The organism is Thiovibrio sp. JS02, assembly GCF_053485635.1.
The window spans coordinates 1890144-1910623 of sequence record NZ_CM130715.1 but is presented as its reverse complement, the minus strand read 5'-3'; the positions used below and the strand labels follow the sequence as shown (position 1 = coordinate 1910623).

Sequence of the window (20480 nt, the reverse complement as noted above, 5' to 3'; positions counted from 1 at the left end):
GAAGGTGCATCCTGTTTTATCCTTCGATCATGGCCTTGAGGTAGCTCTGCTCATCCTGGGGCGGGATGAAGATATCCAGATTCTTGTTCCAGCGGCTCACATAGTGCTGGGTCAGAAGTTGACGCATGGCGTTTTTCAGCTGGGTCAGGGTGGTATGGGACTGGATGAAGTACTCGCCGTAGCTGCTCTCCGTCACCACCGTCGACTTCAGGATCTTGCTCCCCTTGACCGGCTCCTTTTCGAAGTTGACGATGACCAGCGCCCTGATCACGGTTTCGCGCTTGAGAAGGTTTGCCGGCGGTATTTTTGAGAAGTGGATGATGGGAAAGGTTTTCACCAGCGTGTCGGTGAGCTGCTGGATGTCCACCAGATCGATGGGCAGGAAGTTTTTGGTCAGGTGGAGGTTGGTTTTCGCGGAAAGAATGCCGTTGACCAGGAGCCAGACAATGAGGCGGACCATGTTGTCTTCCCGTTTGATCACCGATTCCACATTGCGCTTGACCGATTCCTGGTCATGTTCGCCCTGGAAGGCGTAATAGTAGAAAACCCCCTCATACCTGGTGATATGGATGGTGATGTGGTTCTGCGCCATCAGATCCCGGGAGACGCTGCGGATATAATCGATTTTGTTTTCCTTCTGCTCGTAGAAGGTGAACAGCTTGCGGCCGAGGATGGAGATGTCGCGCTCGGTGATGGTGAGCCCGGTCTCCACGCCGAAGCTCTTGAAGATCCAGCGCAGCCGCTTGTAGGTTTCGATGAGGTAATCGTGGACCTTGGCCCCGAAGGCGATCAGCTCCTTATATTTCCAGTCGCGGAAGCGGAGAAAATGGGCGTAGTTTTCCGGCAGCAGATTCCAGGCTTGCATCATGTTCATGGTCGCCTTCAGGTGGCTGCGTTCGCCGAACTTGGTGTTCTGCTGGGACTCCATGCCTTCCAGGGCTTTCAGGAAAAGGCATTCCTGGATGAGCGGTGCCCGTTTCTGCTCGGTCTTTTCCTGCTGATAAAAGGCGACGATCTCCCGGGCCAGAAGGATGTACGGATCAACCTCGGCCAGTTCGATCTTTCCCTGTTCCTCCTCTGGCAATTTTTCCGGGTAGGTGACCAGGCACTTCACCCTGTCGGAGAAGAGCGGCAGGGTTTTTGATTCCCGGCGCAGGAGCAGTTCCAGGTAGGCGAATTTGATGACCGACTTGAAGGGGCTGTCCAGCGCCTTGTTCATCTGCCAGAGGCAGGCCCCGAAAATCTCCGATTTCGGGATATCGGAGAGGTAGCCGAGATCGACGAAATCGTCGGGATTGATCTTGTTATTGGCAATGAGGTTCTTGACAAAGATACGGTACTCCCCTTCGGTGAGCCCGGGAGGGATGAGCCACCAGAGCAGCATTTTCCCGGCAACCAGGATATGGGTGCGGAACAGCTCGTCCTTGAGAAGCGCCTTGATCGCCGAGCCGGCCGACTCCTCGTCCGCCTCGCTGGCAAAGGAGTTTTCCCTGGTCTGATCGATGTCCATGAGGAAAAAATGCACTTCCAGCCCGCGTTTGAGCATCCACTCTTCCACGGCCTTGCATTTTTGCAGCAGGAGCGCAAGCCCCTCTTCCCCGATTTCCTCCTTGCGGATGCTCACCCAGTAGTCGCAGTCGGAGATTTCGGACTGGGCGATGGTGCCGATGCTGCCGATGGTTTTTAAAGAGTGGATGCAGGGGGTTTCCGTGTGGGGGGAGGGGGTGTCGATGCGCATTGCCGTTGAGTTTGGGAAGTACCGGCGGAAAAGCTCGTGGCTCATCTCCTCTTCAGGGTTAAAGGCATGAATGCCGTAGGGGCAGTTCTGGTTTGCCAGATAACCGGGCAGGTCGGGATAGTTGCTGTGCAGGAGATAGGGGATCACCTTGAGCAGGAGGTTGCTCTGGTGCGTGTCGAAGAGCGCGGCTTTGGCCTTTCTTTCCTCGTTGTACTTCCGGTAGCTGGCAATCTTTTCCTGAAAGGCGCTCATGGGCTGTCGGTATACTCTTCCTGTGCCTGCGATGAGGCGTTTTCGTTATGAAGCCTGCCGGATCGCTTCGATCATCCGCACCGCCTGGACGGTTTTTGCCACATCGTGCACGCGGATGATCGAAGCCCCAAGACCGGCGCAATAGGCGGCAATGGCGGCGGAAGCCACGTCGCGTTCCTGGACGGGAAGATCGAGGATCTTGCCGATGAACGCCTTGCGGGAATGGCCGACAAGGAGCGGGCAACCGAGGCTCTTAAGCTTTGGCAGATGCTTTAAGAGCGTCAGGTTATGATCTATAGTTTTGCCGAATCCTATGCCCGGGTCAATGATAATTCTCGCGCGGGAAAGTCCCGCCGCCTCCGCCCAGGCAATCCTTTCCGCCAGAAATTCCTTTACCTCGGCGACCACATCCTGGTAGGCGGGCGCAACCTGCATGTCCTTGGGGGTTCCCAGCATGTGCATGATGATGACCGGGGCCTGGTGGGCAAGGGCGACCCGGATCATCTCCGGCGCAAAACGGAGGGCGCTGATGTCGTTGATGATATCGGCGCCGGCCGTCAGGGCAGCCTCGGCAACCTCGGCCTTGGTGGTGTCGATGGAGACGGCAATGTCGGGCGCCAGCCGTCGGATGCAGGCGATGGCGGGCAGGACGCGCCGCAGTTCTTCCGGGGCGGAAACCGGCTCCGCAAAAGGGCGGCTTGATTCGCCCCCGACATCGATGATGTCGACGCCCGCCGTGAGCATGGCCCGCACCTGGGCGGCAAGGTTCGACTCGGCCAGAAAGCTGCCGCCATCGGAAAAAGAATCAGGAGTGACATTGAGGATCCCCATGATCAGGGAGCGGGGACCAACGACAAGGGTTTTGTTTTTCAGGGGAATCTGCACGGCGGCCTTGAAAAGAGAGAGCCCTTTGAGGAGGGATCCTCAAAGGGCCTTGGATTGATGTCTTTGTTACGTCTCTGCGCTCGGGTCTCCCTCAGGAGGCGGCCATGGCCCCGTCGGCTTCCTGGGCTGCCCCGCCGCGCATGAGCACCTCGATATCGTCAAGGGCCAGGGTTTCCTTTTCGAGAAGAGCGGCGGCCAATGCCTTCAATATTTCGATATGCCCGGCAAGGAGCTGATGCACCTTCTCGTTGGCGGCCAGCACGATGTTTTTCACTTCGTCATCAATCCGGATCGCGGTTGTCTCGCTGTAGTCGCGGTGCTGGGCGATCTCGCGGCCCAGAAAGATCTGCTCTTCCTTCTTGCCGAAGGTCAGCGGCCCCATTGTCTCGCTCATCCCCCACTCGCAGACCATCTTGCGGGCCATCTGGGTGCAGCGTTCAATGTCGTTGCCGCTGCCGGTGGTGATCTCGCCGAAGACGATTTCCTCGGCCGCCCGGCCGCCCAGCAGGATGCAGAGATTGTTCAGGAGATAGGACTTGGAGTAGGTATGTTTTTCGTCCACCGGCAGTTGCTGGGTGAGCCCCAAAGCCCGGCCACGCGGGATGATGGTCACCTTGTGGATCGGGTCGGTGCCGGGCAGCAGCCTGGCCACCAGGGCGTGGCCGGCCTCGTGGTAGGCGGTGATTTCTTTTTCTTTTTCGGTGATGATCATGCTGCGGCGCTCAGCGCCCATCATCACCTTGTCCTTGGCCTGCTCCAGGTGCTGCATGGTGATCTTCTCGGCGTTGCCGCGGGCGGCGAGCAGAGCCGCCTCGTTGACCATGTTTTCAAGGTCCGCCCCGGAAAAACCCGGGGTGCCGCGGGCGATGATCTCCCAGTCGACATTGTCGGCCAGGGCTTTCTTGCGGCCATGCACGGCAAGGATTTTTTCCCGGCCTTTGACGTCGGGGACCGGCACCACCACCTGCCGGTCGAAACGGCCGGGCCGGAGCAGGGCGGGGTCGAGAACGTCCGGCCGGTTGGTGGCCGCGATGATGATGACGCCCTCGTTGGACTCGAAGCCGTCCATCTCGACAAGGAGCTGGTTCAGGGTCTGTTCGCGTTCGTCGTGTCCCCCGCCCAGGCCGGCGCCGCGATGGCGGCCCACCGCGTCGATTTCGTCGATGAAGATGATGCAGGGCGCATTCTTCTTGCCCTGGATGAAGAGGTCGCGCACCCGGGAGGCGCCCACGCCGACGAACATCTCGACAAAGTCCGAACCGCTGATGGAGAAAAAGGGCACGTCAGCTTCGCCGGCTATGGCCTTGGCGAGCAGGGTCTTGCCGGTACCCGGGGAGCCGGCAAGCAGCACGCCCTTGGGGATCCGGCCACCCAGGCGGGTGAATTTTTTCGGGTCCTTGAGGAAGTCGATGATCTCGGAAAGTTCTTCTTTGGCTTCTTCGATTCCGGCCACATCGGCAAAGGTGATCTTGCTCTGTTCCTGGTCCATGAGGCGGGCCCGGCTCTTGCCGAAGCTCATGGCCTTGCCGCCGCCCACCTGCATCTGGCGCATGAAGAAGATCCAGACCCCGATGAGGAGAAGCATGGGGAACCAGGAAATCAGCACGGTGACGTACCAGGGGGTTTCCTCCTGCTGCTTGACCTTGATATTAACTCCGGCCTTGCGCAGGGTCGGGATCAACTCGGAGTCCATGGGGATGATGACCTTGAAGGTCTTGCCGCCGCTGGATTCGCCGGTGACCTCATCGGCCTGGATGGATACCGCGGTCACGGCGCCCGACTCGACGCTGGTGAGAAAATCGCTGTAGCTCATTTCGACCACCGAGGTCTGCGGCTTGTTGAAGAGGTTGAAGAGCAGGATCATGGTAAGGCCGATTACCAGCCACATGGACAAATTTTTATAAAAGCTGTTCAAACAAAACCTCCCTGAGCACGTGCCTGTTGCAGAGTGTGACTTGCGGAGTCTGCCGCGGGTTCCTTGTTCCGTCGAAAGGGAAAGACCATGGAATGGGCGGAGTTGATTCGATATCTTTCCAACAATAAGTCAGTCGGCCGAGAAAGTCCATAGATGGGGGGACAATCCCTCATTTTTTCAAGGCCACGGAGTGCGTCCGCGTCCCGGCGGAGCGGGGCGCGCTATCCGCGGGGCTCTTTACTGAAAATACTCCTGCACCGATTTGGCCTCCATGGATTCCTGCTGCATGGTGCCAATGGCCTTGACCATGGATTCCGCCCCGGCGATGGTGGTCGTATAGGGCAGATGGTAGTTCAGGGCGGCCCGGCGGATGGTATAGGCATCCTCCGTGGTCCTGGTGCCCAGCGAGGTGTTGACGATCCACTGGATCTGCTTGTCCTGGATCTTGTCCAGGATGTGCGGCCGGCCCTCGGAAATTTTAAACACGCTGGCGCATTCGATCCCGTTTTCCGCGAGAATCCTGGCGGTGCCGCGGGTGGCGAGGATCTTGAAGCCCAGGGCGATGATCTTCTTGGCAATGGGGACAATGGCCGGCTTGTCGTTGTGGCGTACGCTCAGGAGCACGTTGCCCTCGGTGGGGATCCTCTGGCCTGCCGCCAGCTGGGATTTGGCAAAGGCAAGCCCCAGGCATTCGTCCATGCCCATGACCTCGCCGGTGGATTTCATTTCCGGACCCAGCAGGGTGTCCACGTTGTCGAAGCGGTCAAAGGGGAAGACCGCCTCCTTGACCGCATAGTGGGAAACCTCCACCTCCTCGGTGAGACCCAGTTCGGGCAGGGTCTTGCCGAGCATGACCATGGTGGCCAGCTTGGCAAGGGGCACGCCGGTGGCCTTGCTGACAAAGGGCACCGTCCGCGAGGCCCGAGGGTTTACCTCCAGGATGTAAAGGGTGTTGTCCTTTACCGCATACTGGACATTCATCAACCCCTTGACCTTGAGCTCGCCCGCCATGGCCCGGGTGGCGTTCTTGATGGTTTCGAGCATCTCCTTGGAGATGGAATGGGGCGGCAGTACGCAGGCGGAGTCGCCGGAATGGATGCCCGCTTCTTCGATGTGCTGCATGATGCCGCCGATGATGGTGTTTTCGCCATCGGAAATGGCGTCCACGTCGATCTCCACCGCATCCTTCAGAAACTTGTCGATCAGGATGGGGCGTTCCGGGGAGACATCGATGGCCGAATGCATGTAGGAGATCAGGTCCCTTTCGTTATAGACGATGCGCATGGCTCGGCCGCCCAGCACGTAGGATGGGCGCACCACCACGGGATAGCCGATCTGGCCGGCGATGGCGGTGGCTTCGTCCGCGGTCTGCGCCGTACCGTTTTCCGGTTGCCGCAGGTCCAGCTTGTGCAGAAACTGCTGGAAGCGTTTCCGGTCCTCGGCGCGGTCGATGGAGTCCGGCGAGGTGCCGAGGATGGGTACGCCGGCCTTGGCCAGGGGCACGGCGAGGTTGAGCGGAGTCTGGCCTCCGAACTGGACGATGACGCCGTCGGGCTTTTCCTTGTTGATGATGTGAAGAACGTCTTCCCTGGTCAGCGGCTCGAAATAGAGCTTGTCCGAGGTGTCATAGTCGGTGGAAACCGTTTCCGGGTTCGAGTTGACCATGATCGATTCAATGCCCATCTCCCGCAAGGAAAAGGAGGCGTGTACGCAGCAGTAGTCGAACTCGATGCCCTGGCCGATGCGGTTGGGGCCGCCGCCCAGGATCATGACCTTGCGGCCGGAGGTTTCCCGCGCCTCGTCCTCCAGTTCATAGGTTGAATAATAGTAGGGGGTGTATGCCTCAAACTCGGCGGCGCAGGTATCGACCAGTTTATAGACCGGCTGAACCTGTAGTTTTTCGCGCAGTTCCCAGATGTCTTCCTCCGAGGTGCCGGTAAGATACGCAAGCTGCCGGTCGGAATAGCCGAGTTCCTTGAATTCCCGGAGCGACTCCCGATCAAGGCCGTTGAAGCCCTTTTCGCGGATGCGCGTCTCGGTGTCGACGATCTGTCTGAAGTTGTGCAGGAACCAGGGGTCGATGAAGGAGAGGGCGTAAATTTTTTCGATGCTCATTCCACGGCGCAGGGCTTCGAAGACCTGGAAGAACCGCTTGGAGTTTGGTTTGCGCAGGCCGTTTTCCAGGTCCTGCTGGTCCAGCTTCTCAAGATTGAACTTGGGATCGGCGCCAAAGCCGCTCACCCCGATTTCCAGCGAGCGCATGCCCTTCTGGAAGGCCTCCTTGAAGGTGCGGCCGATGGCCATGGTTTCGCCCACCGACTTCATGGCCGTGGTCAGAAAGTCGTCGGCCTCGGGGAACTTCTCAAAGGTGAAGCGGGGGATCTTGACCACGCAGTAGTCGATGGTGGGTTCAAAGGCCGCCATGGTTTCCCGGGTGATGTCGTTCTTGAGTTCGTCCAGGGTGTAGCCCACGGCGAGCTTGGCCGCGATCTTGGCGATGGGGAAACCGGTGGCCTTGGAAGCCAGGGCGGAACTCCGCGACACCCGGGGGTTCATCTCGATGATCATCAGTTCGCCGTTTTTGGGATTCACGGCAAACTGCACGTTGGAGCCACCGGTTTCGACACCGATCTCCCGCATGATGGCGATGGCGGCGTTGCGCATGATCTGGTATTCGCGGTCGGTCAGGGTCTGGGCCGGAGCCACCGTGATGGAGTCGCCGGTGTGTACGCCCATGGCGTCGATATTCTCGATGGAGCAGATGATGACCACGTTGTCGGCTCTGTCGCGCATCACCTCAAGCTCGTATTCCTTCCAGCCCAGCAGGCTCCGTTCCAGCATGACCTCGGAATTCATGCTCAGGTCGAGGCCGGCCTTGCAGTATTCCTCCAGTTCCTGGGAGTTGTAGGCGATACCGCCGCCGGTGCCACCCAGGGTGAAGCTGGGTCGAACAATGATGGGGAAGCCGATCTGCTCGCTGGCGGCCTTGGCCTCTTCAAGGGTGTGGATGATGGCGCTTTCCGGCACCTTGAGGCCGATTTTCCGCATGGCGGCCCGGAAGGAGTCGCGTCCCTCCGCTTTCTTGATGACCGGGATGTTGGCGCCAAGCAGCTCCACCCCATATTTGTCCAGTACCCCCAGTTCGGCCACCTTGATGGCGGTGTTCAGGGCGGTCTGGCCGCCCAGAGTGGGCAGCAGGGCGTCGGGCCGTTCCCGTTCAATGATTTTGGCCACCATCTCGGGGGTGATCGGCTCGATATAGGTGCGGTCGGCGATCTCGGGATCGGTCATGATCGTGGCCGGATTGGAGTTGATCAGGACGACCTCGTAGCCCTCTTCCTTCAGGGCCTTCACGGCCTGGGTGCCGGAGTAGTCGAACTCGCAGGCCTGACTGATGATGATCGGGCCGGAGCCGATGATGAGGATTTTTTTGATGTCGGTTCTTTTAGGCATTTTCGTATGTCACCGTTAAGGTTGGGTCGGTTGGGTCTGTTGTCGCTATCTCCGCATCATTTCGACGAATCTGTCGAAGAGGTACAGGGAGTCGTGGGGGCCGGGCGCGTTTTCCGGATGGTATTGCACGGAAAAGGCCGGAAACTTCTTATGGCGCATGCCTTCGACACTGTTGTCGTTTAAGTTGAGATGGGTAAGCTCCACCTCGTCCTTGTCCAGGCTGTTCATGTCGACACAGAAGCCGTGGTTCTGGGAGGTGATCTCCACCTTGCCGGTGGTGAGGTCCTTGACGGGCTGGTTGGCGCCGCGGTGGCCGAATTTCAGCTTGTAGGTGGTGCCCCCGTAGGCAAGGCCGAGCAGCTGGTTGCCCAGGCAGATGCCGAAGATCGGCTTCCTGCCGAGAAGGTCGCGGATCACCTGGATGACCCCGGGGATACCGGCCGGGTCGCCGGGGCCGTTGGAGAGAAAAACACCGTCCGGCTTCATGGCCAGGATCTCGTCCGCGGTGGCCGTGCAGGGAACAACCTGGACGCTGCAGCCCCTTTCGGACAGCAGGCGGAGCTGGTTGTATTTGAGGCCGTAATCAATGGTCACCACCCTGTGTTTGCCTGGGCCGGCGGTGGAAAAGTCGCTGCCGGGAACCGGCGCGTCGTTCTTCCAGCCATAGGGCTCCTTGCAGGTCACCTCGCGTACCAGATCGCGGCCGACAAGGCCGGGGGAGTTCTTTGCCTTGGCGACCAGGGATTTCGGATCAAGATCCTCGGTGGAGACGATACCCTTGAGCGCCCCGGCCATTCTGATATGACGGGTCAGCGCCCTGGTGTCGATGCCTTCGACACCGAGAATATTGTATTTCCTAAGCAGATCGGCCAGGGTGCCGGTGGCCCGGAAGTTGCTGGGGATGGCGTTGTATTCCTTGATCAGGAAGGCCTCCACCTGCACCTTCTCCGATTCCATGTCTTCCGGATTGATGCCGTAATTGCCGATGAGCGGGTAGGTCATGGTGACGATCTGTCCCTTGTAGGAGGGATCGGACAGAACCTCCTGGTAACCGCTCATGCCGGTGTTGAAGACGATTTCGCCGGAGGTCTCGCCGGCGCCGGTGAATGATCTTCCCTCAAAAATGGTGCCGTCTTCAAGGGCGATAAGTGCTTTCATAGAAATACCCTAAACAATAAATTAGTTGGTGTCCGCAGTCCGCACGAAACTATGCGCATTGCGTTGCGCTTCTATAACCTCTTTGAGGAGTGCGACCTGTTTTGCCGCGGAGCCTTCCTGCCTTTTGGCGACCTTCATGGCGCTTCTGCCGGCCACGGCATACTCTTCCGGTCGGTCGATATAATAGAGCAGCCTTTTTGTCAGCTCCTGGTGATTTTTCACGCAAAAGCCCGCCTGCTCCGATTCCAGGAGCGCCTTGGCATCCAGAAAATCCTTCATGCAGGGTCCGTAAAAAACCGGTGTTCCCCAGGCCGCTGCTTCCAGGATGTTGTGACCGCCGCGTTCCACCAGGCTGCCGCCGCAGAAAACATAGGTGGCTATGGAGTAAAGACCTGCCAGCTCGCCCATGCCGTCCACCAGGATCACCTCGGCCAAACGGCCCTGCTCGGAAATCCGGCTCAGGCGTTCAATGGCGATCCCTTTTTCGCTGAACAGTTTTTCCACTTCATCAAGACGCCGCAGGTGCCTGGGCGCCACCACCCAGATCAAGTCCGGCAATCGCTGCTGCAGGGAGCGGAAGACCTCGATGAGCATCTCTTCTTCGCCGGTGTGGGTGCTGCCCGCCACCAGGACCGGCTGTTTGGGGTGAAGCGAAAGCAGCCGTCGGTAACGTTCCGCCGTTCCCCGGTCAATGCCGCGCGCAACCTGATCATATTTTGCGTTGCCCAGGATGCGTATCCGGTCCGGCTTTGCCCCAAGGGTCCGGAAGCGTTTTGCGTCTCCTCCCTGAATCACGGCTATTTTGGTGAAACAGGAGAGCAGATCCCGCATGAATCCCTTTATTTTCCGGTAACCGGCAAAGGAGTTCTCGGAAAGCCGGCCGTTGAGCAGGAGCAGTTTTACGCCGCGACTATATGCCTGCCGGATGACGTTGGGCCATAATTCCGTTTCCAGACAGATGTATACCGTGGGCCGGATTGCGTCCAATGCCCGGTTGACAACGCCCATCAGATCGAGGGGGGCGTATATGCAGGTGACCTCTGCCGGCAACTGGTTTACCGCCACGCTGTAGCCATGGCGATTTCCCGTTGAGAGGATAACGGCGGCCTCCGGAAGCTGCGTGCTGATCTGGGCGATCAGGGCGCGGGCCACCTGGACTTCGCCGACCGAGGCCGCGTGAATCCATATGCGCTGGGATTTTTCCTCGTCAAGACGGAGATCCTCAAAAAAACCCAAGCGTTGCCGAATCCCCTGGCGATGTTTGCCGGTGGCGAAAATGTAAACAAAGGCAAAGGGGGAAACGACGATGAACAAGAGCCAACCAACGAGCTGATACAGAAGATATAACAAGGATGAAGTTGCCCTTTATGTGCGAGAGAAAATGCCGTTTCCGACCCCTGGATAAAATCACAACATTAAAACTGATTGCGGGGGGTAAGTCAATAGGAATTCGGGGCTGATCCGCGCGGGGAAGGGGACGGTGACCGCCCGCGCGGATCACGGTTTTCCCGCTAAAAAACGCCCGCGATTCTGGTCCCGCATTTCGGGCAGGCGCCCTCGGCGCTCACGAGCAGTTGGCTTATGGAAAAGCCGATGCGTTCGATCAGCAGGGTTTTACACTCAGGGCAGTAGGTGTTTTCGCCTTCGCCGCCCGGGATGTTGCCCACATAGACAAAGCGCAGCCCCTCGGCAAGGCCGATCTCCCTGGCCCTGATCAGGGTGGAGTGCGGGGTGGGTGGGCGGTCGGTCATCTCATAGGTCGGCCAGAATCGGGTGACATGCCAGGGAATATCCACGGAGATGGATTTGATGAAGCGGGCGATGTCGAGGAGTTCCGCCTCGGAATCGTTTAAGCCGGGGATCACCAGGGTGGTTACCTCCACCCACACCCCGAGTTCATGCATGAGCTTGATGGTGTCCAGCACCGGTTGCAGCCGCGCCTTGCAGACCTCCCGGTAAAACTTGTCGGTGAAGGCCTTGAGGTCGATGTTGTTGGCGTCGAGAACAGGGGCGAGTTCCCGGGTCGCCTCGGCGCCGGTGTAACCGTTGCTGACGAAGATGTTCCTGATCCCGGCCTCTTTTGCAAGCTTTGCGCAATCATAGGCAAATTCGTAAAAGATGGTGGGTTCCACATAGGTATAGCTGATGCTTTGGCAGCGGCTCTCCCGGGCGGCGGAGACCACTTCTGCCGGGGTGCGCAGGGTGCCGGGCAAGGGGCCGGGGGAGAGCCTCGGGTACTGGGATATCTCGTAGTTCTGACAATGCTTGCAGCGGAAGTTGCAGCCGACCGTGGCGATGGAGTAGGAGCGGGTGCCGGGCAGAAGGTGGAAGATCGGTTTTTTTTCGATGGGGTCGATATTTTCGCTTACCAATCTGCCGTAGTTGAGGCTTTTCAGAACCCCACCCTGGTTTTCGCGAACCTGGCAGATGCCGCGCTTGCCATTGGGGATCCGGCAATGATGGTTGCAGAGATGGCATTGCACCTCCAGGGTTTTGCTGTCGATGGTTCGGTAAAAGCGTGCGTCCTGCATATTCCCCCCCCCTTGTTGTGACGCCAACGGCGCCTGGGATGTCGAGCTGTCGCCTAATACATATATATTAAGTCATAAAGGGGAAACGGGGGTCAACACAAAATGGATCAATCTAATTTGATGAATTAGTGTCTTTTTTGCGGTATTGCTCGAAAAAAACAAAAAATACCGTTGACGCGGGAGGCCACATCGGCTATTTTCCCGCTCTCTCGACGAGGGAAGCTGTTCGCCGGAATGCACGGCGAGAAAAAACAGCAGGGTGAAAAAATACCGTTGACTTGTGAAAAGACATCGGCTAACTTCCCCCTCTCCCAACGAGGGAAACCAAGTTTGACTTCCGGTCAAGGTCTTGGCGCAGCGATCATTGAAAACTGAATAGTGAGAATAAGATGGGCCCAAGAAGTCCAGGGTGAAAGCCCTGGCGAGTTTTGTAAAAAGAGAATCAAAAGCTCTTGAATGAGAAGAATATCAGCTTACGGGTTGATAAGATATTTCAAACTGGAGAGTTTGATCCTGGCTCAGATTGAACGCTGGCGGCGTGCTTAACACATGCAAGTCGAACGAGAAAGGGGCTTCGGCCCTGAGTAGAGTGGCGCACGGGTGAGTAACGCGTAGGTAATCTACCTCTGCATTTGGGATAACAGTTCGAAAGGACTGCTAATACCGGATACACTCATGGAACGCGAGTTTTATGAGGAAAGGTGACCTCTCCTTGGAAGTTACTGTGCAGAGATGAGCCTGCGTCCCATTAGCTAGTTGGCAGGGTAAAGGCCTACCAAGGCGACGATGGGTAGCGGGTCTGAGAGGATGATCCGCCACACTGGAACTGGAACACGGACCAGACTCCTACGGGAGGCAGCAGTGAGGAATATTGGACAATGGGCGCAAGCCTGATCCAGCGACGCCGCGTGAGTGATGAAGGCCTTTGGGTCGTAAAGCTCTGTCAGCAGGGAAGAAATGCTGTGTAGTTAATATCTGCGCAGCTTGACGGTACCTGCAGAGGAAGCACCGGCTAACTCCGTGCCAGCAGCCGCGGTAATACGGAGGGTGCGAGCGTTAATCGGAATTACTGGGCGTAAAGGGCGCGTAGGCGGCCGATCAAGTCAGATGTGAAAGCCCGTGGCTTAACCATGAGAAGTGCATCTGAAACTGGTTGGCTTGAGTATCGGAGGGGAAAGTGGAATTCCCGGTGTAGAGGTGAAATTCGTAGATATCGGGAGGAATACCGGTGGCGAAGGCGACTTTCTGGACGAATACTGACGCTGAGGCGCGAAAGCGTGGGGAGCAAACAGGATTAGATACCCTGGTAGTCCACAGCTGTAAACGATGTGCACTAGATGTAGGGGAGTGTTGACCTTTCCTGTGTCGCAGCTAACGCATTAAGTGCACCGCCTGGGGAGTACGGCCGCAAGGTTAAAACTCAAAGGAATTGACGGGGGCCCGCACAAGCGGTGGAGTATGTGGTTTAATTCGACGCAACGCGCAGAACCTTACCTAGGCTTGACATCCCGGGAATTTGCTGGAAACAGTGAAGTGCTTTCATTAGAAAGAGCCCGGTGACAGGTGCTGCATGGCTGTCGTCAGCTCGTGTCGTGAGATGTTGGGTTAAGTCCCGCAACGAGCGCAACCCTCGCCTTTAGTTGCCAGCATTCAGTTGGGCACTCTAGAGGGACTGCCGGTGTCAAACCGGAGGAAGGTGGGGATGACGTCAAGTCCTCATGGCCTTTATGTCTAGGGCTACACACGTACTACAATGGCAGGTACAAAGGGCAGCGACACAGCGATGTGATGCGAATCCCGAAAAGCCTGTCTCAGTCCGGATCGGAGTCTGCAACTCGACTCCGTGAAGTTGGAATCGCTAGTAATCGTGGATCAGCATGCCACGGTGAATACGTTCCCGGGCCTTGTACACACCGCCCGTCACACCACGAGAGTCGGTTGTTCCAGAAGCGGTTGAGCTAACCTTCGGGGGGCAGGCTGCCAAGGAATGGTCGGTAATTGGGGTGAAGTCGTAACAAGGTAGCCGTAGGGGAACCTGCGGCTGGATCACCTCCTTTTAAAGGATGCACGTTACCGGTAACGGTAATGCATACCTGGTCAACCCTGTCTTACATCACTATTCAGTTTTGAGTGATCGCTGTTTTGTTCAGTGACACCAGACGTAGAGAAAACGAACGGGCCTATAGCTCAGTTCCGGTTAGAGCGCACGCCTGATAAGCGTGAGGTCACTGGTTCAAGTCCAGTTAGGCCCACCACCAGACTGGTAACGAGTGGGGGTGTAGCTCAGCTGGGAGAGCGCCTGCCTTGCACGCAGGAGGTCATCGGTTCGATCCCGTTCACCTCCACCATTAGCAGTAATGGAAAGGGATGAAGGTTGAAGAGTAGAAGTCTATGGGAATAGGCTTTTAGTTTTGAGCTTTCAGCTCAGGCAGAGAGATTCTGCGAGTAGATCTTTGATAATTGAATATTTTGTTTTTGTTGTACCCAAATAGCTGAGATAAGAAATGATCAAGCGTTTTTTGGTCAAGCTACTAAGGGCAGACGGAGGATGCCTGGGTACCGGGAGGCGAAGAAGGACGTGGTAAGCTGCGATAAGCTTCGGGGAGCTGCTAACAGGCTTTGAACCGGAGATTTCCGAATGGGGAAACCCACCTGAAGTAATGTTCAGGTATCGTGCACTGAATACATAGGTGTAACGAGGCGAACGCAGGGAACTGAAACATCTAAGTACCTGCAGGAGTAGAAATCAATTTAGAGATTCCGTAAGTAGTGGCGAGCGAACGCGGAGAAGCCCAAACCATGCCATTTATGACATGGGGTTGTGGGGCCCCGACATGGGATTGTGGATGGATAGCAGAAGGGCATGGAAAGGCCCACCGCAGACGGTGATAGTCCGGTATGCGAAATCCTGAAGCACCCTAGGGTGTCCCCGAGTACCACGAGGCACGTGAAACCTAGTGGGAATCTGGGAGGACCATCTTCCAAGGCTAAATACTACCCGGTGACCGATAGTGAACTAGTACCGTGAGGGAAAGGTGAAAAGAACGGGGGGACCCGAGTGAAATAGAACCTGAAACCGTCTGTCTACAAGCAGTGGAAGCACTATGTAGCAATACAGTGCAACCGCGTGCCTTTTGCATAATGAGTCAGCGACTTATCCTATGCAGCGAGGTTAAGCCGAAAGGTGTAGCCGTAGCGAAAGCGAGTCTTAATAGGGCGACAAGTTGCATGGGGTAGACCCGAAGCCGGGTGATCTAGCCATGGCCAGGGTGAAGCGAAGGTAACACTTCGTGGAGGCCCGAACCGATATAGGTTGAAAACTGTTCGGATGAGCTGTGGCTAGGAGTGAAAGGCTAATCAAACTCGGTGATAGCTGGTTTTCCTCGAAATATATTTAGGTATAGCCTCGTATGATGACTGACGGAGGTAGAGCACTGACAAGGCTAGGGGTCCCCACAGGATTACCAACCCTTATCAAACTCCGAATGCCGTCAAGTTCAAGTACGGGAGTCAGACTGCGGGAGATAAGTTCCGTGGTCAAAAGGGAAAGAGCCCAGACCGTCAGCTAAGGTCCCTAAATGCATGCTAAGTGGTAAAGGATGTGGAACTGTCCAGACAATCAGGAGGTTGGCTTAGAAGCAGCAATCCTTCAAAGAAAGCGTAATAGCTCACTGATCGAATGGGTCTGCGCCTAAAATTTAACGGGGCTTAAGCATGCTACCGAAGCTACGGACCACGCGCAAGCGTGGTGGTAGAGGAACATTGTGTTCGCCTGAGAAGGTACACCGCGAGGAGTGCTGGAGGTATCACAAGAGCTTATGCTGACACGAGTAGCGAAAATGCGGGTGAGAAACCCGCACGCCGAAAACCTAAGGTTTCCTGTAGTAAAGTTAATCTGCTCAGGGTTAGTCGGTCCCTAAGGCGAGGCCGAGAGGCGTAGTCGATGGGAAACAGGTTAATATTCCTGTACCATTTTATCAGCGTTTGAGCGAAGGGGGGACGCAGAAGGGTAGGTCAGCCGGGCGTTGGTTGTCCCGGTTTAAGCGTGTAGGCGGAGGATCCAGGCAAATCCGGAACCTTGTTAACGCTGAGGCGCGACGACGAAGCGGTTTACCGCACTAAAGTGATTGATCCCATGCTGCCAGGAAAATCCTCGTAGCGAGCTGATAGAGTGACCGTACCGTAAACCGACACAGGTAGGTAGGGAGAGTATCCCAAGGCGCTTGAGAGAACTCTAGTTAAGGAACTCGGCAAAATAATACCGTAACTTCGGGAGAAGGTATGCCCTCATTACGTGAAGTAATTCACTTATGGAGCGGAAGGGGGTTGCAGAGAAACGGGGGGAGCGACTGTTTACTAAAAACACAGGACTCTGCGAAGTCGAAAGACGCAGTATAGGGTCTGACGCCTGCCCGGTGCTGGAAGGTTAAGGGGAAGTGTTAGTTTCGGCGAAGCACTGAACCGAAGCCCCAGTAAACGGCGGCCGTAACTATAACGGTCCTAAGGTAGCGAAATTCCTTGTCGGGTAAGTTCCGACCTGCACGAATGGCGTAACGATTTCCCCACTGTCTCAACTAGAGACTCAGCGAAACTGTAACACCGGTGAAGATGCCGGTTACCCGCATCAAGACAGAAAGACCCCGTGCACCTTTACTATAGCTTGGCATTGGAGTTTGAAATGATTTGTGTAGGATAGGTGGGAGACTGTGAAGCAGGGACGCCAGTTCTTGTGGAGTCAACGTTGAAATACCACCCTGATTATTTTAGGCTTCTAACCACGACCCGTAATCCGGGTTTGGGACAATGTCTGGTGGGTAGTTTGACTGGGGCGGTCGCCTCCCAAAGTGTAACGGAGGCGCGCGAAGGTTCCCTCAGGCTGATTGGAAACCAGCCGTAGAGTGTAAAGGCATAAGGGAGCTTGACTGCGAGAGAGACATTTCGAGCAGGTACGAAAGTAGGTCTTAGTGATCCGGCGGTCCCGTATGGAAGGGCCGTCGCTCAACGGATAAAAGGTACGCCGGGGATAACAGGCTTATCTCCCCCAAGAGTCCATATCGACGGGGAGGTTTGGCACCTCGATGTCGGCTCATCGCATCCTGGGGCTGGAGCAGGTCCCAAGGGTTTGGCTGTTCGCCAATTAAAGCGGTACGCGAGCTGGGTTTAAAACGTCGTGAGACAGTTTGGTCCTTATCTGATGTGGGCGTAGGATATTTGAGGAGAGCTGTTCCTAGTACGAGAGGACCGGAATGGACGAACCACTGGTGCTCCTGTTGTCTCGCCAGAGGCACGGCAGGGTAGCCACGTTCGGAAGGGATAACCGCTGAAAGCATCTAAGCGGGAAGCCCACTCCAAGATAAGATATCCCGTGGGGTAACCCACCTGAAGGCTCGTTGCAGACCACAACGTTGATAGGCCAGGTGTGGAAGTGTGGCAACACATGGAGCTTACTGGTACTAATAAGCCGTGCGGCTTGACCATCTCTTTTTATAAAGAGAGACCATCATTCGCTTGATCATTTTTTATATATCCGGCAAACGGGACAACACAAAATATTCAATTATCCAGGTTTTTTATATATACCAGCCATGTGGCCATGGTGACCGGTGGCAGCAGCCGTTGGTCGGATCCAACCGCAAGGCACCCGAATTTATGGATTTTCGGTGGTAATAGCGAGAGTGAAACACCCGTTCCCATTCCGAACACGGAAGTTAAGCCTCTCAGCGCCGATGGTACTGCCAGGGAAGCTTGGTGGGAGAGTAGGTCGCCGCCGATCCTCTTTTTTTAACCCTTCCCCTCAAAAGGAAGGGTTTTTTTTTGCCCGCTGGGTGGCCCCGGCCTCTTCGCCCCCGCCTGCTCCCCGGCCGAGGTCAGGCTGCGTGGATACGCAGTTGCCTGCCCAGGAGATCCGCCTCGCCGACAATGGCTTCCAGGTCGCTGAAATAGAGGCCGCCGAACTTGTCACCGCAATCGGGGCAGCCTTTCAGCCAGAGCACATGGTGCCGATAGCGCATCCTGGCCATGGGGCGATAGAGCCACTGGCTGCTGGCGCACTCAAAGCAGTAGAGCAACGTCCATTCATTGCCCACCAGTGCCTGGGCGCATTCGTGACACACCGGGATCACCAATTCCCGGACCGCGACGTCGCTGACCTCATTTTCGTGGTAGCCCAACGGCATCACGAGATAGTCGGAGGCGGGAAAATCCTCCCTCCTGGTGCCGGGGCCGTGGTTGAGTTCGCAGCATTCCTCTCCAAGTTGCGCCAACAATGCCAATCTGTCTATCTCGTGCATGTGCCACCTCCCGTTGTCAGTTCGCACCTGTCGGGGATATCTCGGCGGGCTTGTCTCTGTTTCTTGCAATTTCCAGGCCCTGTTGAAAGTTTTTCCGGTTTCTGGTCGTTGTTGTCTTAATGTGTCGATAATTCAGCGCCTTGGCGATGTTTTTCCGTAAGAACGGACAAATTCGTTTGCCGATCTTAGGGGGTTTTTTCCGGAATTTGGTGAAATTCCCAAGTGTTGAAGCTGGTGAAATTCCCAAAAATAGGAAGTTGTATCCTGGCGGCCCATGCAAAAAAGAGATATTTTTGCCTCTGTCGCGCTGGAGAGGCTAAGTCCTGTTATTTTTCTTGCCGAGCTGGTATGGTCCGGCTACATTCTTTTTTTGCAGATTACTCCCTGAAATACGTCGATTATGCCGGTAACTTCCTTTCCCCAAACCGAGCCATCCCTTGGTCTTCTTCTGGAGAGCCGGGAAGAGGGCATAGCCCTGGTTGATAATGAAGCGCGCTTTGTGTATCTGAACAGCGCCTATGTCCGCTTCATGAAAGAGGTCTTCAACCTGACGGTGGCGCCAGGAGCCCGGCATCAGTATGTTCTGCCCAATGGTCAGCGTTCCTGGGCCAATGACCTGTACCAGCGCGCCTTGTCGGGTAAACGATTTACCGTTGATTTCAGCCGCGGTTCTTCCGGAAGCGGAGCCTGTTTTTTTGAGCGATCCTTCAGCCCGGTGTACCAGAACGAGCGCTTGTGCGGCTTTTCCGAGATTATCCGCGATGTGACCAGGGAGAAGCAGAAAGAGATCTGCCAGCGCGAGGAATATGCGTCCCTTGAAAAGCAGATCGTTTCCCGGACCAGCAGCTATCAGGAATACAACGCCATTCTTGCCCAGGAGATCGTTGAACGGCAGCAGGCCGAGGAAGATCTCCTGGAAAGCAGGGAGCGGTTGGCGCAGATTCTTCAGGGCAGCTCCATTGCCACCTTTGTCATTGACGAAAATCACACCATCACCCATTGGAATAAGGCATGCGCCCGCCTCACCGGGTATCCGACCCATGAGATGGTTGGCACCCAGAACCAATGGAAGGCTTTTTATCTTTACCAGCGGCCCACGCTGGCCGATCTGGTGGTGCAGGCAGCCAGGGAGCCGCAGATCGCCAGGTTTTACGCCGGCAAGTACCGGCCTTCCTCCCTGCTCACCGGCGCCTATGAGGCAGAGGATTTTTTCGATTTCGGGGCGGCCAGCAAATGGCTGTTTTTTACGGCGGCGCCCATCAAGAATCGCGCCGGTGAGATCATCGGCGCCATCGAAACCCTGCAGGATGTGACGGACCGCAAACGGATGGAGGCGGAGATCCGGCAGATGAACGATGAGCTGGAGGCCAGGGTGGAAGAGCGCACCACCCAGTTGCGGCTTACGCACGAGCAGTTGCTGCATGCGGAAAAGTTGAGCGCGGTGGGCAAGCTCGCCGCTTCCATCGCCCATGAGTTCGGCAACCCCATCATCGGCATCCGCAATTTTCTAAAGAGTCTGCGCAAGGAAATCCAGCTCGGCGAGACCGATACGGAAATGTTGGACCTGGCCATCACCGAGTGCGGCCGCATCAAGGATCTGATCAGCAGCTTGCAGGATTTCAACCGGCCCACCACCGGCAAGTTCGCCCCGGTCGACCTGCACCGGATCATTGAGGATCTGCTTCTTTTCAGCAACAAGAAGCTCAAGGACAAGCACATCACGGTGGAGCGGGATTTCGCCGTTGAATTGCCAAGGATCCAGGCGGTGGCGGATCAGATCAAGCAGGTGCTTCTCAATGTCATCGCCAACGCCGAAGAAGCCATTCCTGGGACTGGCGGCACGATCCGCATCACCACCGAGGTTGTTGGCGAAAATGTGCGGATCAGCATCCAGGACTCCGGCAAGGGGATCAAGGCGAAGGACATGGATTACATCTTCGAACCCTTCTATTCAACCAAACCGGCTGTCGAGGGCACCGGCCTGGGGCTTTCCATCAGCTACGGGATCGTCAAGAGGCATGGCGGCAGCATCGCGGTGAAAAGCAGACCCGGCAAGGGGACGACCTTCGCGATTGTTCTGCCCATTCACGGGGCTCCCCGGCTCGACGATTCCCTCACCGTCTTCCGCTAGAAGACCAGGCGGCATCTTTTTCGTTGCCCCTCCGGTCCGGTTGCTCCTTTTACTTCCTGGGTATTTTGCGCTTTCTTTTTCCCATTCTTCCCTTTATTGTGACAATATGGCCTAACCTTTAAATGTG

9 protein-coding genes, 2 tRNA genes and 3 rRNA genes are annotated in these 20480 nt (G+C 56.5%); 6 read left to right on the top strand and 8 right to left on the bottom strand.

Annotation, left to right across the window (positions count from 1 at the left end; translation table 11 throughout):
• Positions 1-16: 16 nt before the first annotated feature.
• The 7 genes from ACUUL3_RS08870 to amrS form a co-directional block, all read right to left on the bottom strand.
• A complete protein-coding gene (locus ACUUL3_RS08870; protein WP_448550623.1) occupies positions 17-1990 on the bottom strand; it encodes a class I adenylate cyclase in 1974 nt (657 codons plus the stop codon).
• Between the two features lie 45 nt (positions 1991-2035).
• A complete protein-coding gene (gene folP, locus ACUUL3_RS08865) occupies positions 2036-2875 on the bottom strand; it encodes a dihydropteroate synthase (RefSeq protein ID WP_448550622.1) in 840 nt (279 codons plus the stop codon).
• A 91-nt stretch (positions 2876-2966) separates the two neighbouring features.
• Positions 2967-4790 (bottom strand): ATP-dependent zinc metalloprotease FtsH, encoded by a 1824-nt coding sequence (gene ftsH / locus ACUUL3_RS08860; protein WP_448550621.1) that lies wholly within the window; start codon positions 4788-4790, stop codon positions 2967-2969.
• Positions 4791-5027: 237 nt separating this feature from the next.
• The gene (gene carB, locus ACUUL3_RS08855) at positions 5028-8243 is read right to left on the bottom strand and encodes a carbamoyl-phosphate synthase large subunit (protein ID WP_448550620.1); all 3216 of its coding nucleotides are present in this window, start codon (positions 8241-8243) and stop codon (positions 5028-5030) included.
• Between the two features lie 45 nt (positions 8244-8288).
• Entirely contained in the window at positions 8289-9401 is a 1113-nt protein-coding gene (gene carA, locus ACUUL3_RS08850) for a glutamine-hydrolyzing carbamoyl-phosphate synthase small subunit (protein ID WP_448550619.1), read from the bottom strand.
• A gap of 21 nt (positions 9402-9422) precedes the next feature.
• The gene (locus tag ACUUL3_RS08845; protein WP_448550618.1) at positions 9423-10751 is read right to left on the bottom strand and encodes a 3-deoxy-D-manno-octulosonic acid transferase; all 1329 of its coding nucleotides are present in this window, start codon (positions 10749-10751) and stop codon (positions 9423-9425) included.
• Between the two features lie 161 nt (positions 10752-10912).
• The gene (gene amrS, locus ACUUL3_RS08840) at positions 10913-11932 is read right to left on the bottom strand and encodes an AmmeMemoRadiSam system radical SAM enzyme (RefSeq protein ID WP_448550617.1); all 1020 of its coding nucleotides are present in this window, start codon (positions 11930-11932) and stop codon (positions 10913-10915) included.
• Between the two features lie 495 nt (positions 11933-12427).
• Here amrS and ACUUL3_RS08835 point away from each other — a divergent pair.
• The 5 genes from ACUUL3_RS08835 to rrf all read left to right on the top strand — a co-directional run bounded on the left by ACUUL3_RS08835 (position 12428) and on the right by rrf (position 17705).
• Positions 12428-13989, top strand: a 16S ribosomal RNA gene (locus tag ACUUL3_RS08835).
• A gap of 119 nt (positions 13990-14108) precedes the next feature.
• Positions 14109-14187 (top strand) — tRNA-Ile (locus ACUUL3_RS08830).
• A 17-nt stretch (positions 14188-14204) separates the two neighbouring features.
• Positions 14205-14280: transfer RNA gene (locus tag ACUUL3_RS08825), tRNA-Ala, on the top strand.
• Between the two features lie 173 nt (positions 14281-14453).
• Positions 14454-17410 (top strand): 23S ribosomal RNA (locus ACUUL3_RS08820).
• A 178-nt stretch (positions 17411-17588) separates the two neighbouring features.
• Positions 17589-17705 (top strand): 5S ribosomal RNA (rrf, locus tag ACUUL3_RS08815).
• Together the 16S, 23S and 5S rRNA genes with 2 tRNA genes alongside form the textbook arrangement of a ribosomal RNA operon.
• A gap of 94 nt (positions 17706-17799) precedes the next feature.
• Here the strand turns inward: rrf and ACUUL3_RS08810 are convergent.
• Positions 17800-18222: a hypothetical protein gene (locus ACUUL3_RS08810; RefSeq protein ID WP_448550616.1), complete on the bottom strand. Its 423-nt coding sequence runs from the start codon at positions 18220-18222 to the stop codon at positions 17800-17802.
• Positions 18223-18622: 400 nt separating this feature from the next.
• Here ACUUL3_RS08810 and ACUUL3_RS08805 point away from each other — a divergent pair, with 400 nt between their 5' ends.
• Positions 18623-20353 carry an ATP-binding protein gene (locus ACUUL3_RS08805; RefSeq protein WP_448550615.1) on the top strand — a complete coding sequence of 577 codons (1731 nt, stop codon included), beginning with the start codon at positions 18623-18625 and terminating at the stop codon, positions 20351-20353.
• The last annotated feature ends 127 nt before the right edge of the window (positions 20354-20480 follow it).